At 60.2% G+C, this 22,142-nt stretch carries 17 protein-coding genes and 2 tRNA genes; 13 read left to right on the plus strand and 6 right to left on the minus strand.

The window, feature by feature from the left end; all coding sequences use genetic code 11:
- The first annotated feature begins 720 nt into the window (after positions 1 to 720).
- Positions 721 to 1,374: a response regulator gene (locus V5E97_RS17440; RefSeq protein WP_406700568.1), complete on the plus strand. Its 654-nt coding sequence runs from the start codon at positions 721 to 723 to the stop codon at positions 1,372 to 1,374.
- A 364-nt stretch (positions 1,375 to 1,738) separates the two neighbouring features.
- On the opposite strand, the gene V5E97_RS17445 is transcribed toward V5E97_RS17440, so the two are convergent.
- Positions 1,739 to 1,806, minus strand: a tRNA-Arg gene (locus V5E97_RS17445).
- Between the two features lie 1,075 nt (positions 1,807 to 2,881).
- Here V5E97_RS17445 and V5E97_RS17450 point away from each other — a divergent pair.
- Positions 2,882 to 3,085, plus strand: a complete 204-nt coding sequence (locus V5E97_RS17450; protein ID WP_406700569.1) for a hypothetical protein — start codon at positions 2,882 to 2,884, stop codon at positions 3,083 to 3,085.
- A gap of 88 nt (positions 3,086 to 3,173) precedes the next feature.
- On the opposite strand, the gene V5E97_RS17455 is transcribed toward V5E97_RS17450, so the two are convergent.
- Both V5E97_RS17455 and V5E97_RS17460 read right to left on the minus strand, forming a co-directional pair.
- On the minus strand, positions 3,174 to 3,626 hold the full coding sequence (locus V5E97_RS17455; RefSeq protein WP_406700570.1) for a hypothetical protein: 453 nt from the start codon (positions 3,624 to 3,626) through the stop codon (positions 3,174 to 3,176).
- Between the two features lie 140 nt (positions 3,627 to 3,766).
- A complete protein-coding gene (locus V5E97_RS17460; RefSeq protein ID WP_406700571.1) occupies positions 3,767 to 4,507 on the minus strand; it encodes a helix-turn-helix transcriptional regulator in 741 nt (246 codons plus the stop codon).
- 151 nt (positions 4,508 to 4,658) lie between these two features.
- Here V5E97_RS17460 and V5E97_RS17465 point away from each other — a divergent pair, with 151 nt between their 5' ends.
- The 5 genes from V5E97_RS17465 (at position 4,659) to V5E97_RS17485 (ending at position 7,003) form a co-directional block, all read left to right on the plus strand.
- Positions 4,659 to 4,880, plus strand: a complete 222-nt coding sequence (locus tag V5E97_RS17465) for a hypothetical protein (RefSeq protein ID WP_406700572.1) — start codon at positions 4,659 to 4,661, stop codon at positions 4,878 to 4,880.
- Between the two features lie 153 nt (positions 4,881 to 5,033).
- Positions 5,034 to 5,255 carry a hypothetical protein gene (locus tag V5E97_RS17470; RefSeq protein WP_406700573.1) on the plus strand — a complete coding sequence of 74 codons (222 nt, stop codon included), beginning with the start codon at positions 5,034 to 5,036 and terminating at the stop codon, positions 5,253 to 5,255.
- A gap of 101 nt (positions 5,256 to 5,356) precedes the next feature.
- Positions 5,357 to 5,653, plus strand: coding sequence for a hypothetical protein (locus V5E97_RS17475; RefSeq protein ID WP_406700574.1), 297 nt, complete (start codon positions 5,357 to 5,359; stop codon positions 5,651 to 5,653).
- An 82-nt stretch (positions 5,654 to 5,735) separates the two neighbouring features.
- Entirely contained in the window at positions 5,736 to 6,296 is a 561-nt protein-coding gene (locus V5E97_RS17480) for a hypothetical protein (protein ID WP_406700575.1), read from the plus strand.
- A 455-nt stretch (positions 6,297 to 6,751) separates the two neighbouring features.
- Positions 6,752 to 7,003, plus strand: a complete 252-nt coding sequence (locus V5E97_RS17485; protein ID WP_406700576.1) for a helix-turn-helix domain-containing protein — start codon at positions 6,752 to 6,754, stop codon at positions 7,001 to 7,003.
- 29 nt (positions 7,004 to 7,032) lie between these two features.
- Here V5E97_RS17485 and V5E97_RS17490 read toward each other — a convergent pair whose 3' ends face one another.
- Entirely contained in the window at positions 7,033 to 7,755 is a 723-nt protein-coding gene (locus V5E97_RS17490; RefSeq protein ID WP_406700577.1) for a hypothetical protein, read from the minus strand.
- Between the two features lie 182 nt (positions 7,756 to 7,937).
- Positions 7,938 to 8,011 (minus strand) — tRNA-Arg (locus V5E97_RS17495).
- A gap of 244 nt (positions 8,012 to 8,255) precedes the next feature.
- Here V5E97_RS17495 and rimO point away from each other — a divergent pair.
- The 5 genes from rimO to V5E97_RS17520 all read left to right on the plus strand — a co-directional run bounded on the left by rimO (position 8,256) and on the right by V5E97_RS17520 (position 17,850).
- Positions 8,256 to 9,689 carry a 30S ribosomal protein S12 methylthiotransferase RimO gene (gene rimO, locus V5E97_RS17500; RefSeq protein WP_406700578.1) on the plus strand — a complete coding sequence of 478 codons (1,434 nt, stop codon included), beginning with the start codon at positions 8,256 to 8,258 and terminating at the stop codon, positions 9,687 to 9,689.
- Positions 9,690 to 9,705: 16 nt separating this feature from the next.
- The gene (pgsA, locus tag V5E97_RS17505; RefSeq protein ID WP_406700579.1) at positions 9,706 to 10,287 is read left to right on the plus strand and encodes a CDP-diacylglycerol--glycerol-3-phosphate 3-phosphatidyltransferase; all 582 of its coding nucleotides are present in this window, start codon (positions 9,706 to 9,708) and stop codon (positions 10,285 to 10,287) included.
- 139 nt (positions 10,288 to 10,426) lie between these two features.
- Entirely contained in the window at positions 10,427 to 11,482 is a 1,056-nt protein-coding gene (locus V5E97_RS17510; protein WP_406700580.1) for an undecaprenyl-diphosphate phosphatase, read from the plus strand.
- 1,992 nt (positions 11,483 to 13,474) lie between these two features.
- Positions 13,475 to 14,398 (plus strand): PD-(D/E)XK nuclease family protein, encoded by a 924-nt coding sequence (locus tag V5E97_RS17515; RefSeq protein WP_406700581.1) that lies wholly within the window; start codon positions 13,475 to 13,477, stop codon positions 14,396 to 14,398.
- A 47-nt stretch (positions 14,399 to 14,445) separates the two neighbouring features.
- Positions 14,446 to 17,850 carry a UvrD-helicase domain-containing protein gene (locus V5E97_RS17520; RefSeq protein ID WP_406700582.1) on the plus strand — a complete coding sequence of 1,135 codons (3,405 nt, stop codon included), beginning with the start codon at positions 14,446 to 14,448 and terminating at the stop codon, positions 17,848 to 17,850.
- Here V5E97_RS17520 and V5E97_RS17525 read toward each other — a convergent pair.
- Positions 17,828 to 19,477, minus strand: a complete 1,650-nt coding sequence (locus tag V5E97_RS17525) for an ArnT family glycosyltransferase (protein WP_406700583.1) — start codon at positions 19,475 to 19,477, stop codon at positions 17,828 to 17,830. The two genes, V5E97_RS17520 and V5E97_RS17525, sit on opposite strands and share 23 nt — an antisense overlap.
- Positions 19,478 to 19,995: 518 nt before the next feature.
- On the opposite strand from V5E97_RS17525, the gene V5E97_RS17530 reads away from it, so the two are divergent.
- The gene (locus V5E97_RS17530; protein ID WP_406700584.1) at positions 19,996 to 22,035 is read left to right on the plus strand and encodes a hypothetical protein; all 2,040 of its coding nucleotides are present in this window, start codon (positions 19,996 to 19,998) and stop codon (positions 22,033 to 22,035) included.
- Positions 22,036 to 22,142 lie beyond the last annotated feature (107 nt).

Raw genomic sequence — 22,142 nt, forward strand, 5'->3', positions numbered from 1 at the left:
GCCGGAGTGACGGCTCGGGTGAGTCGCCGGCATGTGTCACCGTCAGAAAGCCACTTTCGCTGACCCGTCAGGTCCGTCGGCACGCTCTGTTTCCTCTCAAAGGACGACTCGCGGTGACACCTACGGCTGGGGAGCGAAAACAGCTTCCACGCGAAGGGGAACCGCTGCTTCGTGCAACACGGTTGCTCCACCGAGACGTATCCCACCGGACGCACTGGCCGCTCTTCGACTCACCAAGGCGCGATGAGTGGGACGGGCAGCCTGCCCGTTGGGATTCACCCGGCCGGACCACAAACTGATCGATCTCAGCCCATTCCTCGCATCTTGATCGAGACTCGAAATCCAACATTTGCATTTTTTTAATTTGCAAGATGAACAGATCGCTTTCGAGTTACCGATCTTGGTGTTGAGGCTGATCATCAATATTATCTATTGTGGGGCAACTTTGTGCACCGTAACGCGTTGCCCTGGCTCGTTTCTGAATCGCTTGCTTGCATTGGGCGAGCCGACGATGGAGACTAGCATGGGTGCGAACACATTGAATCAACAAACGTCAATCAGCCATGAAAAACATCCATATCTTATAAACTTGAGGAGGCCAAATTTTCCTGCGATCGTCGTGAGGAGATCACGCAACGCTGGAATGTGTTGGTCGGAGCCGACTCGCGATTCGTCTCAGAGCCCGCATAATCCGACGTCCATCCGCCGGGAGCTTTGTCCGTGTCCAACATCCGCGTCGTGCTTGCCGATGACCACAATCTCCTTCGGGCCGGCATCCGCGCGCTCCTTGAGGACCAGCAGGGAATCGAGGTCATCGCCGAGGCCGCTGATGGCCGCGAGGCTTTGGAGTTAGTTGAGGCCCTCCGGCCCGATATCATCCTGATGGACATCGCCATGCCGGGACTAAGCGGCTTGGACGTGGCGGCGCGGCTTCATCATGAGAAGTCCGACGTCAAGGTGATCATCCTGACGATGCACAAGGACGAGGCATACGTCCGCCGAGCGATCCTGGCGGGGGCGTCGGGCTACTTGTTGAAGGATTCGGACACCGAGGAACTGGGACTCGCGTTGCGAGCGGTGGCGCGGGGAGAGACCTATCTCAGTCCGGCCGTCTCCAAACATCTCGTCGCCGATTACCGCAGGCAGGCGGCCGCGGAAACCGGCCTGACGGGGGGGCTGACTCAGCGGCAGCTCGAAGTCCTACGTCAAGTCGCCGAGGGGAAAACCACCAAGGCGATCGCCCAAAATCTCGGCCTCAGCATCAAGACCGTTGAATCGCACCGCACCTTGCTGATGGAACGGCTGGGCATTCACGACGTCGCCGGTTTAGTACGATACGCGATCCGGGTTGGGCTCATCACGTCGGATGAATAAGGGTGTGGCTCACCCCCATGCTGTGACGGACTACATGAAAGAGTCGCGGCTCCCTGGCATCCGCCTCGGCACGACTCTCCGCCTTCATCACCCGATTGGCCTTACTCCGGGCCGCAAGGTTGCCCGCCGAAAGCGGCCATCCGTTCCTGGATTCGTTCGGGAGTGTGATCTCCAACCTGTTCGCATGCGCAGGTGTGATGTCGGATTCGTGGTTAAAAACGAAAGCTCGGCATCCAGTCAACATCTGCGCAGCGGATCTAATTCCCAGGCACGGATCATCAGAAATTCGTTCTGGCCAATATTCGGCCCCATAAACCCCAACCAACAAAAAAACCCTGGTTGCCCAGGGTTTGTTTTGCGTTAGTACACCCGGTAGGACTCGAACCTACAACTTTCGGTTCCGAAGACCGACATGCCAGCAAATCTCCATGTCTTCGTGTCACTCCAACTGCCGAATTATCAATGGGTTGCGGCAAACTGAGGTTGCGGCCAACGTCAAACAATATCACTAATTTAGCCCAGAATCAAGACGTGCAACGACGGTTAGAACGACATAGGCAGGGGACTGCTTATACGTTTGGAGTCCGTGATCCCAGCACCGATATGGGGGGGCATCACCACTCATAACCTGAATACCGCCGATACTGAGGCATGCACTCAGGGTCAAGTTTGGCCCGTCGACGCTCGCGTCGACTCTTGATGCTTTTGTCCCAACGAAGCGAATACCTCCTCCTCCGCCACGGCGTGGCTCCCCAATTGGTGATGAATAGGTAAGTAAGTCGCCCATCGATCTGCTCACCAAGTCCAGCGCCCATGCCTCCCCTCCACAACTAGTCTCTACCCTGGCTCCAAGAATACCCAAAAGGTGCCCCTCAGTCACCATTCAACCTATTCGCACGTTCACGCGCAGGCCAAAAGTGTTACGATATAATCCATAAGCAACACTGGCCGTGCCTGACGTGGAGGCCATCAATGGCGACGTTCGTCACGACTCGGGATAGAGACCGCCGAGGTATCACGGCGTGACCAACCCAGGAGATTGACCGCAGAGCAGATCCGGAACCTCTGACACGATGACTGGTTCCAGGACTTCGCGGTAGGTCGGGTCAACCCGGACACGGGCAGGGTTGAAAGGCGAAGCGTTTGGTTGATCGCGGCACTGGCTGGGGTCTCCGAACGATCGGTGTGGCGTGCTATTGCCAGCGCTCGGAAGGTCCGGGGAAAGCTCGCCGAGTATGAAGGTCTCTGACTACATTCCCGAGCCCACTGAGATCATGTTGGGCTGCCAACCGTGGACGGCGCAACGACCCCGGCACGGCTGCACGGTCTGCGGGTCTGGGATCAAGGCGGGTCATGACTTCGCCTACTGTGCGGTATGCGACTCGATGAGTCCTCGGCGAGAGGCCCATATCCGCGCGGCGCTGGTGGCCGAGGATGCGAGCACTCGAGTCGCGCAGGGCCAGCAGGCGATCCAGGCCGCGACTCGTAAGCCCTCCATGCTGACCGAGTGCGAGCGCCGGCGAATCTGGAACGGCCACAAGGGTTCCCTCGTCGCGCCCTGGAGGGGGCCACGATCACCAACCTGGCCATGGCCGGGCGCGACTGGCTCATCGCGATCGACCAGATCCCTGACTACTCCATCATCATCGATCGCTTCGGGAAGAAGGTCGGCCGGTACACAGACCCGGCCGAGGACGAAGCGTGGGGCTGAGTCGATCGCGCGGGTAGGGGGGAGGGTTATTTGCTACCCCCTTGCGTCCACAAGACGACGTGAGACCGCGCACGTTTTTGAGCAGAATTCAGAACTTTTTTTTCGGGATACCGCCTCTCGGCCGAATCAATTCATCAATCAAGATCTGCGGCTTACTACCTTGCTCGATCTCAAGTCTTCGACGCGAGAGCGCTTTCCACTGCTCCCCCGTCGTGATTGGCACCACCGGTATGATCGGGCTCTCCTGCCAGGGCTTGGCCGCCGCCAGGTGGAACCGCTCTGCAGCGGTAAGATAGTATCGCTCCATTACGGAAGCCCACTCCTTCAGAGCCGGGTCGCTCTCCCTATTCCGGGAATTTCTCACGTGTTGGGCCGTGAGCATGTTAGATCTGTACCTCTGAAGGTAGTGATCCCTCGCCCTCTTTAATTCCAGACCCTTCGGCACCGCAACGATCGAAACCGCTACCAGCACAACCAGCAGCATGAGCGATCGGACGCTCGGCTGTCTCAGGTGTCTTGCTAAATCCTTTATTCCAACCATGCTATCTCCTCCGGGGAGTCTAATTCGGAGGAACACTCCTGGTGAGTCCCTGTGGTGCAAGGCTCCCCATCGAGCCGAGGCCGACTAAACCACCGACGAGTAGTTAACCAGGTGGTCAAATAAGTAGCCGAAAGGGCGGGTTACTTCTTGGGGTCGGTGGGTTCGACGTCGGGATCAAAAACGAGGTTCCTTGGGTACGCAGTGAGGGGAGGATGCTCTTTACTTTGCTCCGACGGCTTAACTTCTTCCCTGCGTTTGGCCGCCTCGAGACTTCGCTGTTCTTCCTCGGCTTCCCACCGGGCTTCGTCCTTCTCTCGATGCCAGGGCTTCTTGAATCGCCACTTAACATGATTCTGGGCGCGCATCCAGCGATCATAATCCTCGCCGATCAATGGTATTGCGAATTCAAGATTCTCCTCTTGATCGCCTCTGGCCCGCGCCCGCTCCATCCCGATTGCGATGATCTCAAAAGCCAGGTCTCGGGCCTCAGGGCCTCCCCTGTTTAAGCCTTTCAAGACTTCCCAAGGCAATCCTTCCGCCCTTGCGTGCAACGCAATCGCTCGAATTGCATCCTCTTCAGTGATACCAAGACTGCGGTACGTCTTCAGGACGCTACGTTCATCGTCAGCTAGGCCAAGTCCAGAAGGGACCGACTTCCCGTATCGCTCTGGAAATATTGAGTTGTCATCGTCTGCCAACCACTCGAGAGGCACACCGAACTGCCGGGCAATTCTCAGGCCTGCAACCAAATCAGGTTTTGTCTTGCCGCTGAACCAATTGTTGATTGTAGAGACCGATACGCCGCCAGCGATCGCCGCTAAATCAGCGCGGCTGACGCCATCTACCCGGCACAGAAGATCGAGCTTTTTGTAGAGTTCCATAACCAGCATTCTGCTCACTGATCGCAATATCGTCTATTCGTCGACAGAATTTTGCGTTCAAAACAATAAATTGTTTGACCTGACAAATGATTGCGATACAGTTCAAAGTGTTGGGCGAACGCGTACAAAGTTGAGGTAAGAAGGGAAAGCTATGAACGACGGGCAACTTTGGAATATCCCCCGTGCCGCACGGGCCCTCGGCAAGGAGAAGAACCGTCGGCTCATCCACAAGCTCATCCTCGCGAAAGGGATCAAGCATCGCATGTGCGGCCGCGAGATTATCCTTGAGCAGGAGGGCTTCGAGGAACTCAAGATTGCGGTGGCCGAGTGGGATAGCCGACCAATTCTCAGCAGGATGACCGCCTCTGCCTGACGTGCGAATCCTACCCCACAAACGTCTAGCGTGAAGCCAGACGTCTTCATGTTCTCAATCCATGGTCGGCTGATCCATCAAACCCGGAAACCATGACGATGGCCAGTGGCGTTTACTGGCGAGCGATAAAGGTACGTACCCAGGAAACCGACGATGGCGACCGCGACGAAGACAACCCGAAGCCTCAAGGTTCTCTGCCCGTTCTGTCTGGCGAGAGACTCGATCATCCTCGACTTGAACGACCTTCGAGCCTGCGTGTGCTCGAACTGCTCCGAAGAGTTCAGCCCGCAAGACACGCTGGCCAAGGCGAACGAGCTGGTAGCGAAGTGGTCCCAGGGCGTGGCCTGGATCGAATCAGCCCCAGTGGTGTCGTGATCTCCACCAGCGCAAGAGAGAGGGCCACCGCGACTGCAATCGCGTTGGCCCTGGTGTCTGCCCAGTCCCATGGTCTACCAACCGTCAGGAGTTTGAGCGACATGATCATTGTAGCCCAGCAACCGCCTCTGTCCAGGAAAGTCCGCAAAGCATGCGACGTTGCCCAGGAGTCGCCTCTCGAGGCCGCTCTGACCCGCGTGGCCTGGTTGCTCAGCCGTCGAGGTTACCGACCGGTCGACGTCAGCGCCATCGTCTTGGAGATCCGGGCCGCGGAGACCGCCGAGTGTTTCGGCCGCCTCAGCGACTTCGACCGCCCTCATGTCGAGGCTCTCTTGCCGTGGTCGATCGACTGGTCTGATCCGAAGTGGGGTGAGCCCCTGTCTTCCCCGATCGCCTGAAATCGTCCGAGCCGGTATGTCACCGGCCTTCTCTGCTCGTTCCTACCGACACTGAGACCTCGACAGGCAGGACCCATAGACGATGACGACGACGAAGCGGAAGAGAAAGGCGAAGGTTGTTCGACCACCCCGGGAAGATCCGGCTGTGACGCACGCAGCAACCTTCGAGCGGTATCGCAATCTGGCCGCGGATCTGACCCGTCAGGCGATCGAGACGTACACTCGTGTCCGAGCGGAATACGATGCGATGGAAGCCACGCAGTGCGCGATTCTCGACGAGCTTCCCGAGCGCCATCCGAAGGAGACCAAGGGGAGGCATGCAGACCACACCGAGGATCAGCTCGAGCTGATCGAGCACACTCGTTACTGGGGGAATTGGACGCAAGACAAGACGAACTTGCTTCTCGATGCCGAGAACTGCCTGATTCGAGCCATCCTGAATTGGGATCGGACCCTCGACCGGCATGCGCTCGAGAGCGGCCCCGCATCGACCCATGCCCCGCGTGGCGTCATCCGCAACGGACTGCTTTACCTGGCCTTATCCGATGCTGACGACAAACCGCCTGGCCAAGGCTGGACAACCCTTCGCGTCGTCCCTCTGACCTCAATCGTCGACCTCGGCCTGGAAGGGGGTGAGCGATAAGCGCCGCCCCGTGCTCCCTCTGCGGGACTCCCGATGGCTCCAAGAACAGCCTCGGGAGTCCGGAGCGATACAGGGGCGAGCGGTTCGGCCACGCTGGGATGATCTGTGCTGCCTGCCGCGCGAGGGAACGACGACGACAGCAGGCTCTGGCCACTGGCCACGAGCCACGCGGACCGGGGCGACCGCCGCGAGCCATAAGCATACGTAATCGAGAACCTCACCCCAGCCCTCCCATGCCGCGAGTGGTCGTCTCTCCAGCGGAAGTCGCGGCGGCCATAAAGCTCGAGCGGGATCGGGCCGAGCGTGAAGGCCGTTGGCCCCGGTCGGGGACTTCAGAGGCAGAGATCCGGCAAAGGCAATGGGCCGAGATGGCAACGGCGGAACGGCGACGAGTGGTCGAAGCTCGGAGTTGCCTCGGAGTGAACCTCTCAAGCAATGGGGGAGACTGACGCCCCATGGTCAAGCAGTCGGGCGGCAAGCCGGGATCGACCAAGACGCCAGGTGGCTATGCCGACGTGCCTCATGGCATCGCGGCCGATCGTCGCCTTAAAGCAACTGACTGCCGGGTGATCATGGCGTTGCTTTTCCATGCCTGCGATCGATCCGAGTGCGAGTGTTCTGACGAACAACTTGCCAAGTATGCCCAGGTTCACGAACGTACGATCACCCGATCACTTGATTCGCTCGAAGGGCTCGGCCTGATCTAACGTCGGCAGGCCCACGCAAACTTCAAAAATCAGACCGGCCGGGTGATCGCCCTACTTTGGAGGTTGAACCCGGAGCTCATCCCCAAGCCACCGCGACGACCCAATCGTAGCGACCGGGTTAGTAGCGTCATCCGGTCGTACTTCCCGGTGATGGTCTTGCGCTTCGACCTGGTCCGCCAGTGCGCGAGGAACGCGGCCGCCTCGGCGCGTTCGGCGAATCGTGCCGGGCTCCTCGGGATCGTGGGCGCCTTGAACCCCTGGATTGGGTTCGCGTCGAGCGGAGTCTCTTTGTCCCGTACCGCCCAATTCATTGCGGCGCGAACTGTGGCACAAACGTTCCGGGCATAGGTCGGAGTGCAGAAGTCGAGCAGGCCGATTCCAAAATCGGTCAGGTCATTCGGCTCGAGGGTCCACACGGCGCGCTGACCGAGCTGGTCAGAGAAGATCCCCAGGTGTCGCGCCTTGTTCGCGAACTCAGTGGCCGCGAGCTTCCCCTCGTCACGTTGCTTCTTGGCCCAGGTGAGATTGTAGCCGCAAACCATGTCAGCGAGCAGGCCGCTCGGTTGGGGCTTGGCTGTCCGATCCCTCGACTGAGCGGTCTTGAACCACTCCCAGGCCTTCGCCTCATCGCGCTCGCCGATCTCGGCAGGGGCGAACACCTCTCGCCGCCGGCCGTTCTCGTTGCGCTCCCCCACATTCCCATACCAGCGTCGTCGACTCGCGTTCCATCGTGGCTTGGCGATCCGCGGCATGTCCTGAGACTCCGGAGCCAGTGTTCCCCTGAACACTATAGCACACTCCGCAACCTCTTTTCCACCGCTATGGAACGACAGTGAGAACGACTTCGTAGAACGACAAGGGGGTTTTAAGGAACTCGTTTCCGATAACCTCAGACCAACAAAAAACCCCTGGTTTCCCAGGGGTTTGATGTCAGTACACCCGGTAGGACTCGAACCTACAACCTTCGGTTCCGAAGACCGATGCTCTATCCAATTGAGCTACGGGTGCATCCCAGCAACGCCAGCCATTCCGATGAGTGAAAAGTCGACTCGATCGGGAGGACAACGTGCTCACAGGTCAGGAGTATAATCTGAGGATCGCCAAAGAGCAAGCTTTTACTGCGGACTTGACGCCGCAGGCCGCGATCTCCTAGTCTAGAAGCCTTCGCCGCGCATGGTCGCGAGTCTGATTTCCTCCCTCACTCGTCTCCTAACTTCGCCTCTTTGCGAGGAAGACGGGAATCCCGAGACCGATGAATCCGAATTCTGAGATCAAAGGCACGTTCTCGTTCGTCAGCCTGGGCTGTCCCAAAAACCTGGTGGATTCCGAGCGAATGCTCGGACTCCTGGCGCAGGACGGCTACGTGCTCGTGCCCGATACGAAGAAGGCCGACCTGGTTATCATCAACACCTGCGGGTTCATTGACGCAGCACGGCAAGAATCTCTGACCGTGATTCGCGAGATGCTCGACCGCAAGCGAGCGGGGGAACTCAAGGGAGTTGTCGTCGCCGGCTGCCTCGCCGAACGGCAAAAGGAGATGCTCCTCGAAGAGGTGCCTGATGTCGACCAGGTGGTCGGCGTCTTCGGCCGCGAAGAGATTGCCTCGGTCGCCGACCGAATCATGGGCGACCTTCACGAGCAGCGCACCATCTTCCGCCCCGCGCCGGTTCAGGCGCAGGATGACCGGGCACGGATGCGGATCACCCCCAGACACCTGGCCTACTTGAAGGTGTCGGAGGGCTGCGACCGCCTCTGCACGTTCTGCGCGATCCCCTACATGCGCGGAAAGCATGTGACAAAGCCGATCGAGAAAGTCGTCGCCGAGGCCCGCGAGCTGGCCGCGGACGGGGTTCGCGAGCTCAATCTCGTCGCGCAGGACATGACGTATTACGGCGTCGACCTCTACGGTCGCCCGCGGCTCGCCGAACTGCTCCGTGAGCTCGATCAGGTGGAGGGGGTCGACTGGATCCGGGTCCTCTATAACTACCCGAACCATTTCACCGACGAGTTGTACGAGGTTCTGGGATCATCCCAGAAGATTCTGCCTTACCTCGACATGCCGCTCCAGCACATCAACGACCGGATGCTCCGGATGATGAACCGGCGGCATACGCGTAAGGAAACCGAGACGATCATCACCCGGCTCAGGGCGAGCATCCCGAACCTCGTCCTCCGCACGACGTTCATCGTCGGATTCCCGGGCGAGACCGAGGCGGAATTCCAGGAGCTGCGCGAGTACATTGAAGCGACCCGATTTGAACGGCTCGGGGTGTTCCCCTACTCGTTCGAGCCCGACACGCCGGCCGCGAAGATTCCGGGGCACGTTGCGGACGAGGTCAAGTCGGCGCGTCGTGACCAGATCATGGCCGCCCAACAAGAAATCGCCTTCGCATACAATCAGGGGATGGTCGGACGCAAGCTGGACGTTTTGATCGATGGTCCCAGCCCGGAAGGCAAGGATCTCTGGATCGGGCGAACTTACGCCGACGCCCCCGATGTGGACGGGCTTACTTTCGTTCGTAGCCCCTCGATCGAGCCGGGCGATCTAGTGGCCTGTGAGATCGTTGCCGCCGAAGGCTACGACCTGATTGCGCGTACTGAAGCGGCCCCTCGTCCGCGTCGAAGGGCTCGGCCCAAGCCGCGTAAGAAGCCGGCAACCTCGTCCTTGACGATTCTGAACAACTGAGAGCGTAGGCTTGGACATGGCTGTACCTGCCGAAGCGCGGTTCTGGAACGTGCCCAACACGTTGACCATGAGCCGCTTGGTTCTCGCGGTGGTGGTGTTTGCGCTCATTGCCTACGGGCAATACCTGCCGGCGCTCGCGGTCTTCGGGATCGCATCGTTGACCGATGCGCTCGACGGCTATTTCGCGCGGCTCCTGAATCAAGGCACCCCCCTCGGTCGACAGCTCGATCCGCTCGTCGACAAGGTGATCGTATCGGGTGCCTATATCTACTTGCTCTCGGTTCCTCATACCGGAGTGCAGCCCTGGATGGTCACAACGATCGTTGTTCGCGAAATGCTCATCCAGGGGCTGCGGAGCCATCTCGAGGGACAGGGGCAAGCCTTTGGCGCCGCCATGGCCGGCAAGCTCAAGACCCTCGTGCAGTGCCTTTCGATCTCGGCGATCCTCCTCTCACTCGCCATCCCAACGACAAACGACATCTGGATCCTCGTCCGCGATGGACTGACCTGGCTTGCCGTCGCCCTGACGATCTACAGCGGTCTCGGATACGTCGTCATGGCCATGCCGATCATGCGCAAGAAGACCTCGACGACCTGACTCCTGACCCGATGCGGGACGTTTCAGACCTCGATCGAAGGTCCAAGGGCGATCGATACCGAAGCTCCCCGCGCTGGATTTGATCTGTCATGACCTGCCGTTGGGATCGCTCCACAACACCAAATACTCAAGGTATTTCATGGAATGGATTGAGTCGTTGGTTCTGGGCCTTGTGCAGGGTCTCACCGAGTTTTTGCCGGTCTCCAGCGATGGGCATCTCACGATCACCCAGATGGCATTCGCGAAATGGAACGGTCACGGCCGTCCCGCGGCCGAAAACCTCTTTTTCGATGTCATGCTCCATCTGGGCACTCTGACGGCAATTCTGGTTCACTACCGCGCGGTGGCTCGTACCGGTGTTCGAGGACTGCTAGGTTCGACCGAAGTGCCTCCCCCCTACCGACGAAACGCCGTGATCCGGGTAGGAACTTTGATGGTGGTGGCCACTCTGCCACTGCTTCCCTACGCCTACTTTAAACGCTACTTGCTCTCGACCTTCGAGAGCCCAACGGCGGTTGGTTTCGGGTTTCTCACGACAGCGACCGTGCTTTTGCTCACTCTGCGATTGCGCGGAGGAGAGAAGGGACCCAGCCAAATGACCTGGCTCGACGCCCTGCTGATTGGCATCGCTCAGACCTTCGCCCCCCTCCCCGGGGTCAGCCGAAGCGGCTTGACCGTTGCCATGGCACTCGGGCTCGGGATGTCCCGCGCCTGGTCCGTCGGTTTCAGTCTCCTGATCGCCTTCCCCGCGATCCTGGGCGCCACGGTCATGGAGCTCAAGGATTTCGACCAGGCGACAATCACGGCCGATCGCGTTGCGCAGACGATCGCCGCAACGATCCTCTCCGGGTTGATTGGCTACGTCGCGATCATCTGGCTGGTGAAGATCGTCCGTGCTGGACGTCTATGGTATTTTTCTGTATACTTATTCGTCTTGGCGATTGCCGTTCTCGCGACGAACGTGCTCTCAAAAGGAACGTCCGATGCCCCGAGCGCACAGGCTATTGAGCGGGCCTCATGGCTCGGCCCTGCGAGATCGGGCATTGGACCAGGTGGAGAACGACCCGGATGGCCTCTGGATCGTCGCCTCACCGCTAGCGCAGGACCAGGTCCGATGGATCTTGGGCTCACGGTGCCGGTCGCTCCCGGGGCCACGAATCTGGCGATGGGACGAACTCTGGCGGGCAATCCGTGAGGAGCGAGCCGAAGGACCGGCCTGGCTCTCGCCAGCGGCTTCCCGAGCGGCCTTGACCGAGGCGATCGGCCGAGCGAGTCGCGACGGTGCCCTCGCGGCTGTGGCCGCAGTGGTTGAATGGCCGGGATTCCGCCGGCGACTCGTGGCACGAATTGCCAGCTGGACGCGATCTGAACGTCCGGCAACGACCGATCCACCCGGCAACGATCCCACCCTCCGCGCCCAGTGGGCGATTTTCGGACGTTATCGCGAGGTCTTGCGGCAACTCAAAGCTGAAGACACCGAAGGAATCGCGTCGTGGGCCTCGAACGCACTGCTCCACAGCCGGCTCAAGTCGTTTGAACAACTCAATCAGGTCGTCTTCCTCGATCCGAGCCTGGACGCTCCCGCGCCTTGGCGAGTCGTTCAATTCGCCCAGGCCCAAAGCCATTCGGTAACATTGACGCTGAATTATGACTCGGACCCGAGCCTGGGCGAAGTCTATGCCGAAGCGGCCGCGACTCGAAAGCGGCTGCTCGATTCGGGGTTCCAAGAAACCAGAGTGCCCCCCGATTTGCGACGTCCCAAAGGACTGCGAGACGTCGAGGGCGAAATCTTTCGCAACGATGCTCACCTGCGTCCTCGCCTGAGTGATCCCAGTGGATTGAAGGTCGTTGGGGCGCCTCAGAGCGAAGGGATCGCTCTTGTCCTGGCGCGAGAGATCAAACAGGTCATCGAGATCGAGACCGATCCCGAGGAGATCCTGGTCCTCTTTCGCCGCTGGGATGACGACGCGGATCTGATCCTGAAAACGCTGCAAGCGTGGGGACTTCCGGCGACGGCCGATCGCCGCGTTCCGCTCGCCGCCTCGCCCATCATCGCGGCGCTCCGCCTGGCGATGGCGATCCCCGGGGAACAGTGGGAAGCCACCTCGCTGATTCAATGGCTGCGACATGGCCAGGTCCATCCCCCTTGGATCGCTGAGTATGACCCACTGGCGCTCGCCAAAACCGCCTCGGCCATTCGTGCCACGCGCGTTTTCCGCGGCCTCGATCCGATTCGTCACGCGCTTGACCGCGTGATTTCGGAGGCTCGAAACCAGGGGAAGAAAGCTCTTCGTTTCGAGGTGGCACGAGCCGTCCTCGACCGGCTTGCCGAGGTGATCGGAACCCTGGATCAACCGGGTCCCTGGCAATACCAGTGCGACGGGCTACGAACCCTCGCGAGCGCATGTGGCATTGGCTCGGTTGGTGATCCCATCCTCGAAGCATTGTGGGAGGCACTTGACGACCATGGGACCGTTCTCGAGCGACTTGGCCGTGCGGATCGGACCTGGTCGTGGACCGCGTTCACACGCGAGGTCGAGTCACTGACCAACGAGTTGCCTGGTCCTCCCCTGCCCTGCGCTCCCGGCTCGATCCGGCTGGCGGAGGTGGATGAAGTTGTCGGATCGCGTGCCTCCTGGGTCTTTTTGGCGAACCTTGGCGAGGGGACATTTCCAACCCGCGATTCCATCGACCTCGGTCTTGCCACGACCGTCTTGGAAGACGCCTCGAACGGAACAGGAGAGCATTCCGACTTCGCTCGGGAAATGCTCCGCTTCCTCCGCGTGGTTGGCTCGGCCGATTCGGGACTGGTGCTCGCCTATCCCACGAGCGATGCGCAAGGCCAGCAATTACTCCGAGCAGGGTTCCTCGACGACCTGCTCGGCCTCTTCACGCCCGCAGTTCAGGCCAGTCCCCAACTCCACGAGTCGCACCGTCGATTCGACCCGACCCTCATCGATTGGCCCAACCTGGCAGGTGCACCTGCCGACGCTCGGGTTAGGGCCGTCGCGCTCGCCTGCACGCAGCGAGAATTCACTGGTCTGCGAGCGCTAGCTCGCCAGCCGCGACACCGTCGAATCCTCGAAGGACCGCCGCCGCGATCCGGGTCGCCCAATCTCGACTCCAGTCAACTCGATTCGGCGCCTACGACGGAAGGATCGGCGACGTTCGGGCCATCGAGAAAGTCGTGAAGAAATTTGGTCCGGAGTATACGTTCAGCCCAAGCCAGTTGGAGTCGTTCCTCTTCTGCCCCTTCCAGTTTTTCCTTCGCTACATGCTCAAGCTAGCAGCGGTCGACGAGCGAGACGAACTCGAAGAGGACTACACCGAACGTGGTAGCCGGGTTCATCACGTCCTTGAATTGCTCGAACGAATGCTCTCACAAGAGCCTGGCAACCGACTCGAGCGGGCCGAAGCGCTTCTCCTCAGGGAGAGAAACTCGCAGCCCAAGTTCGGCTCCGAAATCGATCTGGGGATCGACGAGATCGAACAGCGTCGGCTCATTCGGACGATCCGCCGCTATGTCCGGCAACACGATGCTTATGAATCATTGAATTCATCTGGAACTCCAATTCCGCATCTGTTCGAGGTCGTCTTTGGACTCGAAGAAAGCGACGTTGAATCCTATCCGAGCCTCGTTCTGGGGACGGAGGCGGACACGGTGCGACTCCAAGGGAAGATCGACCGCATCGACCTGGTTTCCGGCACTGAGTTCCCCGCTTATCGCGTGATTGACTACAAGTCCGGCACCTGTCCGTCCAAGAAGGACGTCAAAAACGCAATCTATCTGCAACTGCCACTCTATGCGTTGGCCGTGGAGCGGATTGTGCTGAAACATGCGGAAGCTCGGTTATCCGATGTGGGATATTGGGGGCTGGCGGCCGACGGCTTCAAGCCGATCATGCTGAAGAACTGGGACAACGATCGCGAGGCGCTCGAAAAATACGTGACCGACGTGGTCGGCCAGTTGCGCAAGGGGCGATTCGTCGTCGACTCCTGCAAGGACGATTGTATTCAACGGTGCGAATATGGCTCGGTCTGCCGGATCCGCCAGGCACGCTCGGCGCGGAAAGTCCGCGAGGAAGAACCAAGTCTCGAGTTGAAGGTCTGATCGGTCCCATATCTCTTGCGCGCAATCGAGGGAAGCGAGGGGATCCGATGAGCACCAGCGATCCGCGGCTGAGCGAGCAACAGGCGAGTCCTCTGGCCGCTGAAGGGACGAGCGTCGCGTTGAGCGCGGGGGCAGGCTGTGGCAAAACGACCGTCTTGACGGCACGTTTCCTGGACGACCTTGACGGGCCGGACGCGCGGCCGTTGAGTTCGATCGTGGCGCTGACCTTCACGGAAAAAGCGGCTCGTGAGCTACGTCAGCGAATTCGCCAACAGTGCCGTGAGAAGATCGCCGCTGGGGACAATCCCACGTACTGGCGTGCGATCTTGCGGGGCCTGGAGGCCGCGTCGATCGGGACCTTTCACGAATTTTGCGGTCAGTGGCTCCGCCAACACGCCGTCGAAGCGGGAATCGACCCTGATTTTCTCATTCTCGACGTGGCGGTCGCCGGCGCGATTCGTGACGAGGCCCTGGCGAAATGCCTACGGCAATGGCTGGCTGCGCAAGATCCCGACCTGATCGAACTGGCGGTCGAATATGGTCTGGGACGTCTCCGCCAGGGAATCGCCAACCTCCTTCCCTTCGTCGATTCCTCGTCAGGCAGCCTCAACGAATGGAAGGATCGTTCGGCAGCCGAAGTCGTCGCGATCTGGGAAGACGTTTGGCGTCGCGAAGGCCGCCCCTTGCTCGCCCGAAAAATGATTCAGACCGCAAGCCAATGCCTTGAGATCCTTTCTCGCCACGAAAGCGCTCATCCTCTGATGCGCGAACGAAGAGCGTTTCTCCTGGAGAATCTCCCCGCTCTCGAGGCCAACTCCGACCGTGAGGAGTGGCTGCTCGCGATCCGAGAGCAGGCGATGGTCCAAGGCGCGGGGGCGAAGAAACACTGGGCCTCACCCGAGATCCACGAAATCGTGGTCGCGAACTTCAAATCGATGCGCGATGCGATCGACAAGTATCTTAGCAAATACCAATGGGATGAAGCCGTCACGTTCGAGGCCGCTCAACAAGGGCTCCGGCTCGCTCGACTCGCATTGCGGGCCCGCCAAGCGTACGACTCTGCCAAGCGTTCCCGAGGTGGGCTCGACTTCGATGACCTTCTGACCATGACGCTCGATCTGCTCCGCAGGCTTCCCGACGGATCTCAAGCCGACTCGAGCATTGCCCCGGCAATCGAGCGCTTGCTGGTCGACGAATTCCAGGATACCGACCCGATCCAGAGCGAGATCCTCGAGCGGCTCGCATCCCCCGGGGCGCTTTCCGGTCGACTCTTTCTCGTGGGCGACTTCAAGCAGTCGATCTATCGATTTCGCGGAGCGCAGCCGGAGATCTTTCAAGAGATCCGCGAGCGATTCCCCGTTGCGGGACGGCACGCTCTGACGGAAAACTTTCGAAGCGTGCCCGAGATCCTCCACTTCGTCAACGCTCTGTTCGCCTCGACGTTTCCAGGGGCCGAAACCGCCTTGAGCCCTCGAGTGGTCAGTGTGAATCGTCCCGATCAGCCGGCCATCGAATTCCTCTGGGCGACTGAGCCGGAAGCGGACCTCTCGGTAGCGACCCATTCCACAGCGCACGATCGGAGAACACTCGAAGCCCGATGGCTGGCACGCAGGCTCCGGCAGCGAATGGAAGCGGGCTGGAAGGTCCGCGACCGGACCACGAGAGAGATCCGCGATGCCCATCCAGGCGACGTGGCCTTCCTCTTTCGCGCGATGACCGACCTCGGTCCATACGAAGCCGCGCTCGATGAAGAGGGGTTTGATTACCACACCGTCGGAGGAGCCGCGTTCTACATCCAGCAAGAGATCACTGACATCATCAACGTGCTCTCCACTCTCGAAGACCCGTTCGATCAACTGGCGCTTGCAGGCACGCTCCGCAGCCCCTTCTTCTGTCTGAGTGACGATGGCCTCTTCTGGTTGACCACTTCCCGGTCCGATCTGGTGGAAGGCCTCGAAGACGCCGATCATATCGACGATCTTTCCGACCTCGATCGTCGACAGGCCTGCCGGGCTCGCGACCTCTTGACGCGCTGGCGCGGCTTCAAGGACCGGGAACCGATCGCAATGCTCCTGAATCGGGTCCTGGATGAATCGGGATATGAGGCGGCGCTTCTCGGAGAATCACTGGGACCTCGCAAGCGAGCCAACGCGCGAAAGCTCGTGAGGATGGCGCGCCGGTTCGATCAACAGCGAGGGATGCCACTCGCGGCGTTCGTTGCGCGGCTCCGCGCCGACCTGAAACGCCCTCCCCGCGAGGAGCAGGCCGCCACGACCGACGAGGAGGGGAACAGCATCCGTCTCATGTCGATCCACCAGGCAAAGGGACTGGAATTCCCGATCGTCGTCCTCCCCGACCTCAACCGAAAACCCGCAAGCCATCTCGATTCCACGGCCTATCACCCGGTCCTTGGCCCCCTCGTCCGCCCTTCTCGCGACCCAGGTTCCGACCCAACGGCCACGACCGAATCCGCCGCCGAATCGAATCCCGGGCAGAGCCTGGGTTGGCTCACTTACCAATCGCTCGAACAGCATGCGGACGAGGCAGAGTCGCTCCGCTTGCTCTACGTGGCCACAACGCGGGCTCGGGATGCGTTGATTCTTTCGTCGGCCCTCAGCGCCACCGACAAAGCGACTTCTCCCGCGATGAGTCTTCTCGACAAACGATTCGACCGCGAAACGGGCCAGAGCCGGGTCGAACTCCCCGAGGGCTGGATCATGCCCTCGATCCGGGTCACGATGGAAAGCCCTCCATCGTCGAGCGAACCCAAGAAAAAAGGCGCCTGGCGACTCCCGCTGATCGAGACAGCCGAGGCGATCGAACAGACCGAAGAGGTCTTCGAACCCGCCTCGGTGCTCATCGAGCATCGACCTCGGTACGTTGAGCTCACTCCAGGCTCAGGCCCGGGTATCGAGTCGTCGAAGGTCCGGCTCGACCGCCTGACACGGATTGCCCTGGCTGATCCTGGCTTGCCTCGTGCCAGAGAGCTGGCGAAATTCGCGACTCAGATCATCAGGCACCACGATCCGATGCTCCCCTCCCGACTCCTCGTCCAACTTCTCGGCCGCCTCAAGGCCTGGTCCCGAGGACCAATCGCCTCGGCGCTCGCTGGGGCCGTTCTCTTGCATCAGGACCTCGACTGGACGATCGCCTGGCCCCCGAACACCACGGACCCGACGATCTTCCACGGAAAGATCGACCTGCTCTTTCGCGATCAAACCGGCGGGTTGCAGATCGTCAACATTCGATCACCGGGCGAGGCTGTCGCTCGAGACCGACTCCAGCTTCGGCTCTCGCTGCACGCGGCTCAGGAAATGGATCTCGGTCCGATCCGGCTCGGCTGGCGATTGAGCCTCGGTGAGGAAGCAAGCTGGCGCAGCGAAGCAGACTTCGCCCCAACGTCAATCGAGCAGGCGATCAGGTCCTACTTCAGCGTGGGTTCTGGCGATTGAAGTCACGCTCCCAGTCGTTGGGAGGAACGACCCGACGCCTGAGGAACACGTAGCCAATGCCCTGGGTCATGCGGGGAGGAATGACGAACTGATAGTCCTGGAGTAGTTCAGGTAGCCACTCCGAGCCGATTCGCACGTCTTGATTCGCAAGCATACGCCAACGTTGATCGAGATCAATGCAGACAAAGTTGGTGTCAATGAAAATGTAGTCGGCCGGAGTCGGAGAGTTTTGATTGAGTCGAGCGAGCTCTACGGGATCAGCGGGCAGTGAAATCGATCTGAGATTGCAGAACCAGGCGGTGATTTGGGGCTGGTTGGAGGCAACCACCTTGCCCTTCTGCGTTGCATCGACAATCATTGATCGAATCGGATCCTGGCCGATATTCGTCCCCTCCGCATGCCTGGGCACAATCTGTGCCCAACTCCAACCGAAGCTCGTCAGTTGAAGAAGAACGACGAGTCCGGCGATCCAACGGCCCAGTTGCTTCTGCTCTGCCAGGTGACGCAGCAATCCAACCCCCAGTAGGAGCGCGGGGGTCGCGAACCAGAAGAAGTAACGCCCGTGATGGGGTGAGTTCCTGTCCTCCAGCTCGAGCCGCATCGCGCTGAAGACGATCAGTTGCAGGGCGAAAAAGCCAATGGACCAGACGGCAAACCGATACACACGTTGATTCTTTCGATTCAGGATCAGGCCAAGGAGTGCCAGCGGGAGGAGGAGATCGAGGCGCCAGAGGTTCCAGATTCGGACCGGCACGACCTCGAACAGGTTGGTGGCAAACTTCTTGGCCACTCCTTCCGCATGGGTCGCCAGCTCACTCCAGAGTGCGGGCACCCGGTAGTAGAGCCAAGGTTCGACCTTGTACGCGCCGATATCGTCCAGCAGATTCCAGGACGAGTAGATCGAGACCCAGGGACGGTGGAAGTGATGCCAGTTGTAGAGCATCAACGGGATCGTAAAAAGGCCCGTGGTGATCACGACGACCAAGACCTCTCGCCACCGTCTCCAACGCAGCAGAGCGGCCACCTGAACCGCCAGAAACATTGTGGCGTTGAATCGCGCGAGGTAAGCGAGTCCGCTCAGCACGCCCAGGGCAAATGCCCACTCCAGACGCGGCGGCCCGGCCCGGCCCGGCTCGAGACGAGAATAGACGACCAACTGGGCGAGGAAGATCACTGCGAACCAGACATCCGGAGTACCGAGAAGGATAAACTCTCCATAAAAGGACGGAGAGGCCAGGAACAGGATCGCGACGACCGCGGCCCAACCTGATCCAAACCACGCCCTGGCCACAGAATAGCTCAGCGCAGCCAGAAGACTGATGGCCAGGCCGTTGGACCAGGCCGCCGCCGTGTCGTCTGGGCCTGCAACACTCATTAAGCCTGCGATCACCAAGCAAGGCAACGGGTATCGATTGACAACCGGCCATCGCTCGGTCACCGATCCAACCCGATCGCGGTCGATGACCGCAAGCGCCATCGGTTCAACGAGCCGCGTGTCGTAGGTATGATCCAGAGCCAGGTTCCGGCCAATCTCGGCGTACTGACAAAACTCAAATGTCCGCCACGCCGGCGGCAACTTGATGACCTGCGTGGTCGCCCAGAACACGCCACACGAGGTAAGGAACACGATCAACGACCCCAAGGCCGTCCACCGAAAATCGGACGGGGGCCTGGCCTCCGAGGACGGGTGAAGGAGTGGTTCGCTTGCCGCCGCGATATCGCTCGATCGAGAACTCATGGATTGCCCTGCGCCATCCCCGTTGCGGTCTCTCTGAATCCAGGTCACCACGACACGCTTTCAGCGAGTCGCCTCACCATCGCCACGGATTGGCAACCCAACGGCCTGTCACCATCCTCGCGAATGTTCGGCATTCCGTCGAGCTACGACCGAATTCTTTCAGCCGACGAGTTCCAGGATGAACCATCGGCCGCGGTGAGGAATGCGCCACTCCTCTCTTGAGTTGTGGCGGCAGGCGAACCTCTTTTCTGGTTGGGATTCTCGTAATTTCCCATGGTCATGCTTGACGAACCATGTCCGGGCCTTATGGTGAACGAGAGGATGCGACTCGTTCCAGAAGTCTGCAACGGCGTCGATCGGGGTGAGCCGGCCTAGACGAGGCGAGACCAGGGGAGAGTGATTTCGCGATGGAGTCCGCCACATCTGAGTTGGTTCCGCCTGAGCAAACGCGACGGCCTTGGCTCGCGATCGCGATGCTTGCCACGATCTTCACAGCGCACATCATCCAGTCGTTCTGGATCTTCCCAACGCCTCGGGCGCTTATGGATGACGAGCATCCGGTCCTGCTGGTCGACCATGCGCTTCACCTCTATCACGGAGCACTTGGCAGTCAGTTCCTCCGCGAGCATGGCACAACTTGGGGAATCGATCCCTTTTTCATGGCGGGGTATCCTGAGTCACCGATCTGGGATTCCAGCAGTAACCTTTCCATCCTGTTCCAGTACCTGGCCGGCGGTGGTTATCATCCCCGCGCGTATAACATCGGACTTCTTGTCTGTTCGATCCTCGTGGTCGCCTTTATCCCGCTCGGAACGGCCGCGTCAGGAATCCGCCTGTCAGAAACAGCGGTCGCGGCGCTCCTGGCCTGGCTCTACTTTCATAGTGAATGGGCCGACATGTTCTGGCGGAGCGGGCTGTTCGCATTCGTCACGGCGTCAGCCGGGACCGTGCTGCTGATCGGCACGCTGCTCCGCTACGATCGGCGCCCCACCAAGATTGGTTGGTTCATGCTGGCCGGGGTGAGCTCGGCCGTCTGGTACACGCATGTTACCGCCCCGATCCTTGCCCTCGGTGCGGTGATCGGGTTCGTGATCGCCACGGCTTTGCGGCACAATTGGCGATGGCGTTTGGCTGTCGTCGCGGCGGGGGTGCTGGCCCTGATCGTCAACCTGATCTGGATCGGGCCGTTCTGGCGATTTCGCGGGATCCGTTCGCCGCAGACCTATTTCATGGCTCCCGACACAGGCTGGTATCTCGTCAGCCAGTACCTGACCAATAATCTCGACGGTCCGTTGAGCTTATTCATCCTGCTCGTCGGTGGAATGGGCCTGATCGCCTGGCTGGTGCAAGGGCAATGGGTTCGCGCATCGACCTTCGGCGGGGCTATCGTGATCTGCCTGGGGCTCGCCCTCTTCGGAGGGATGTGGAGCGTCACGAGAACACTCGAACCGCTTCGTTTCAAAGTGCCACTTCATTTTCTCCTGGCCGTTCCGGCCGGCTCGCTCCTCGCGGTGGGATCAGCCAGGCTCGCAAAAGCATGGGGAGGAGGACGCAAAGGCCCGGTTCTGGTCGCCGTCGGCTGGTCGCTCATTCTCGGTATCACGGGCGTCCTGCTCCCGAACGGAGCCGCGATTCTGAAGAAACAGATCCTGGTGGAGCGACCACTTGTCGCCGGACTCCGTCCGGAGATGAGCCAACTCGTTCGCTCGCTCCGCGAGAGCACCGCCCCATCAGCACGGATTTTATTTGAGGATCAGCTTCGACTGCACGAGAACACCGACCCGGAAAGCACCCATTGGACTCCCCTCCTGCCGATCTTACTCGGGCGTGACAAACGCCAGTTCATCGGAGGGCTCTACCACATGGCGTTCATTACTCATCACCAGCATACGTCATTCGGCGACTTCCACCTGGGCGGTCGCCCCATCGATGCTTGCTCGCCGGAGTACCTTCGCGCCTACAGTTATCTCTATAACATCGGCTGGGCAGTTTGCTGGTCGCCGCTGTCGCGATGTTGCTTCGACCAGTGGGGACAAGCCCACCGGGTCATGACCATCCCCCGCTATCATAGTCCAGATCAGCCCATTTCCACGAACATGCAACAGTGGCAAGCATTGACACGTCGCGTTGGTCCCGAGCGGGCCAAACAGTACATGACCGAGGGAGAGGGCCAATACAACCTCTACCGGATCGAACGGCCCCAGTCGTTCTTCTTGAACGGTCAAGGGCGACTTGCGGACGTGACGTACAATCGCATCGAACTGGCCGATACGACCCCACAAAATGGGTCGCTCATCCTGAGCGTACACTGGCACGACACCTGGCGCACCGATCCGCCTCTTCAACTCGATCCGTTCTACGCGACCGATGATCCCGTCCCGTTCGTTCGAATCGCAACGTCGCAAGCCCACAAGCGAATCGTACTTTACAACAGCTATGATCATTGAGCGAACGGCCCGCGAGGACGAGCTTGAAGCCTGGCCTATGCGCGTGCAATGGCTGCGGAATCGTTCGGCCGTAGCCAGGAGCACGCCCCCTTTGGGAATGCAAGAAC

This window comes from Singulisphaera photorubra, assembly GCF_045290345.1.
Taxonomy (GTDB): Bacteria; Planctomycetota; Planctomycetia; order Isosphaerales; family Isosphaeraceae; genus Singulisphaera.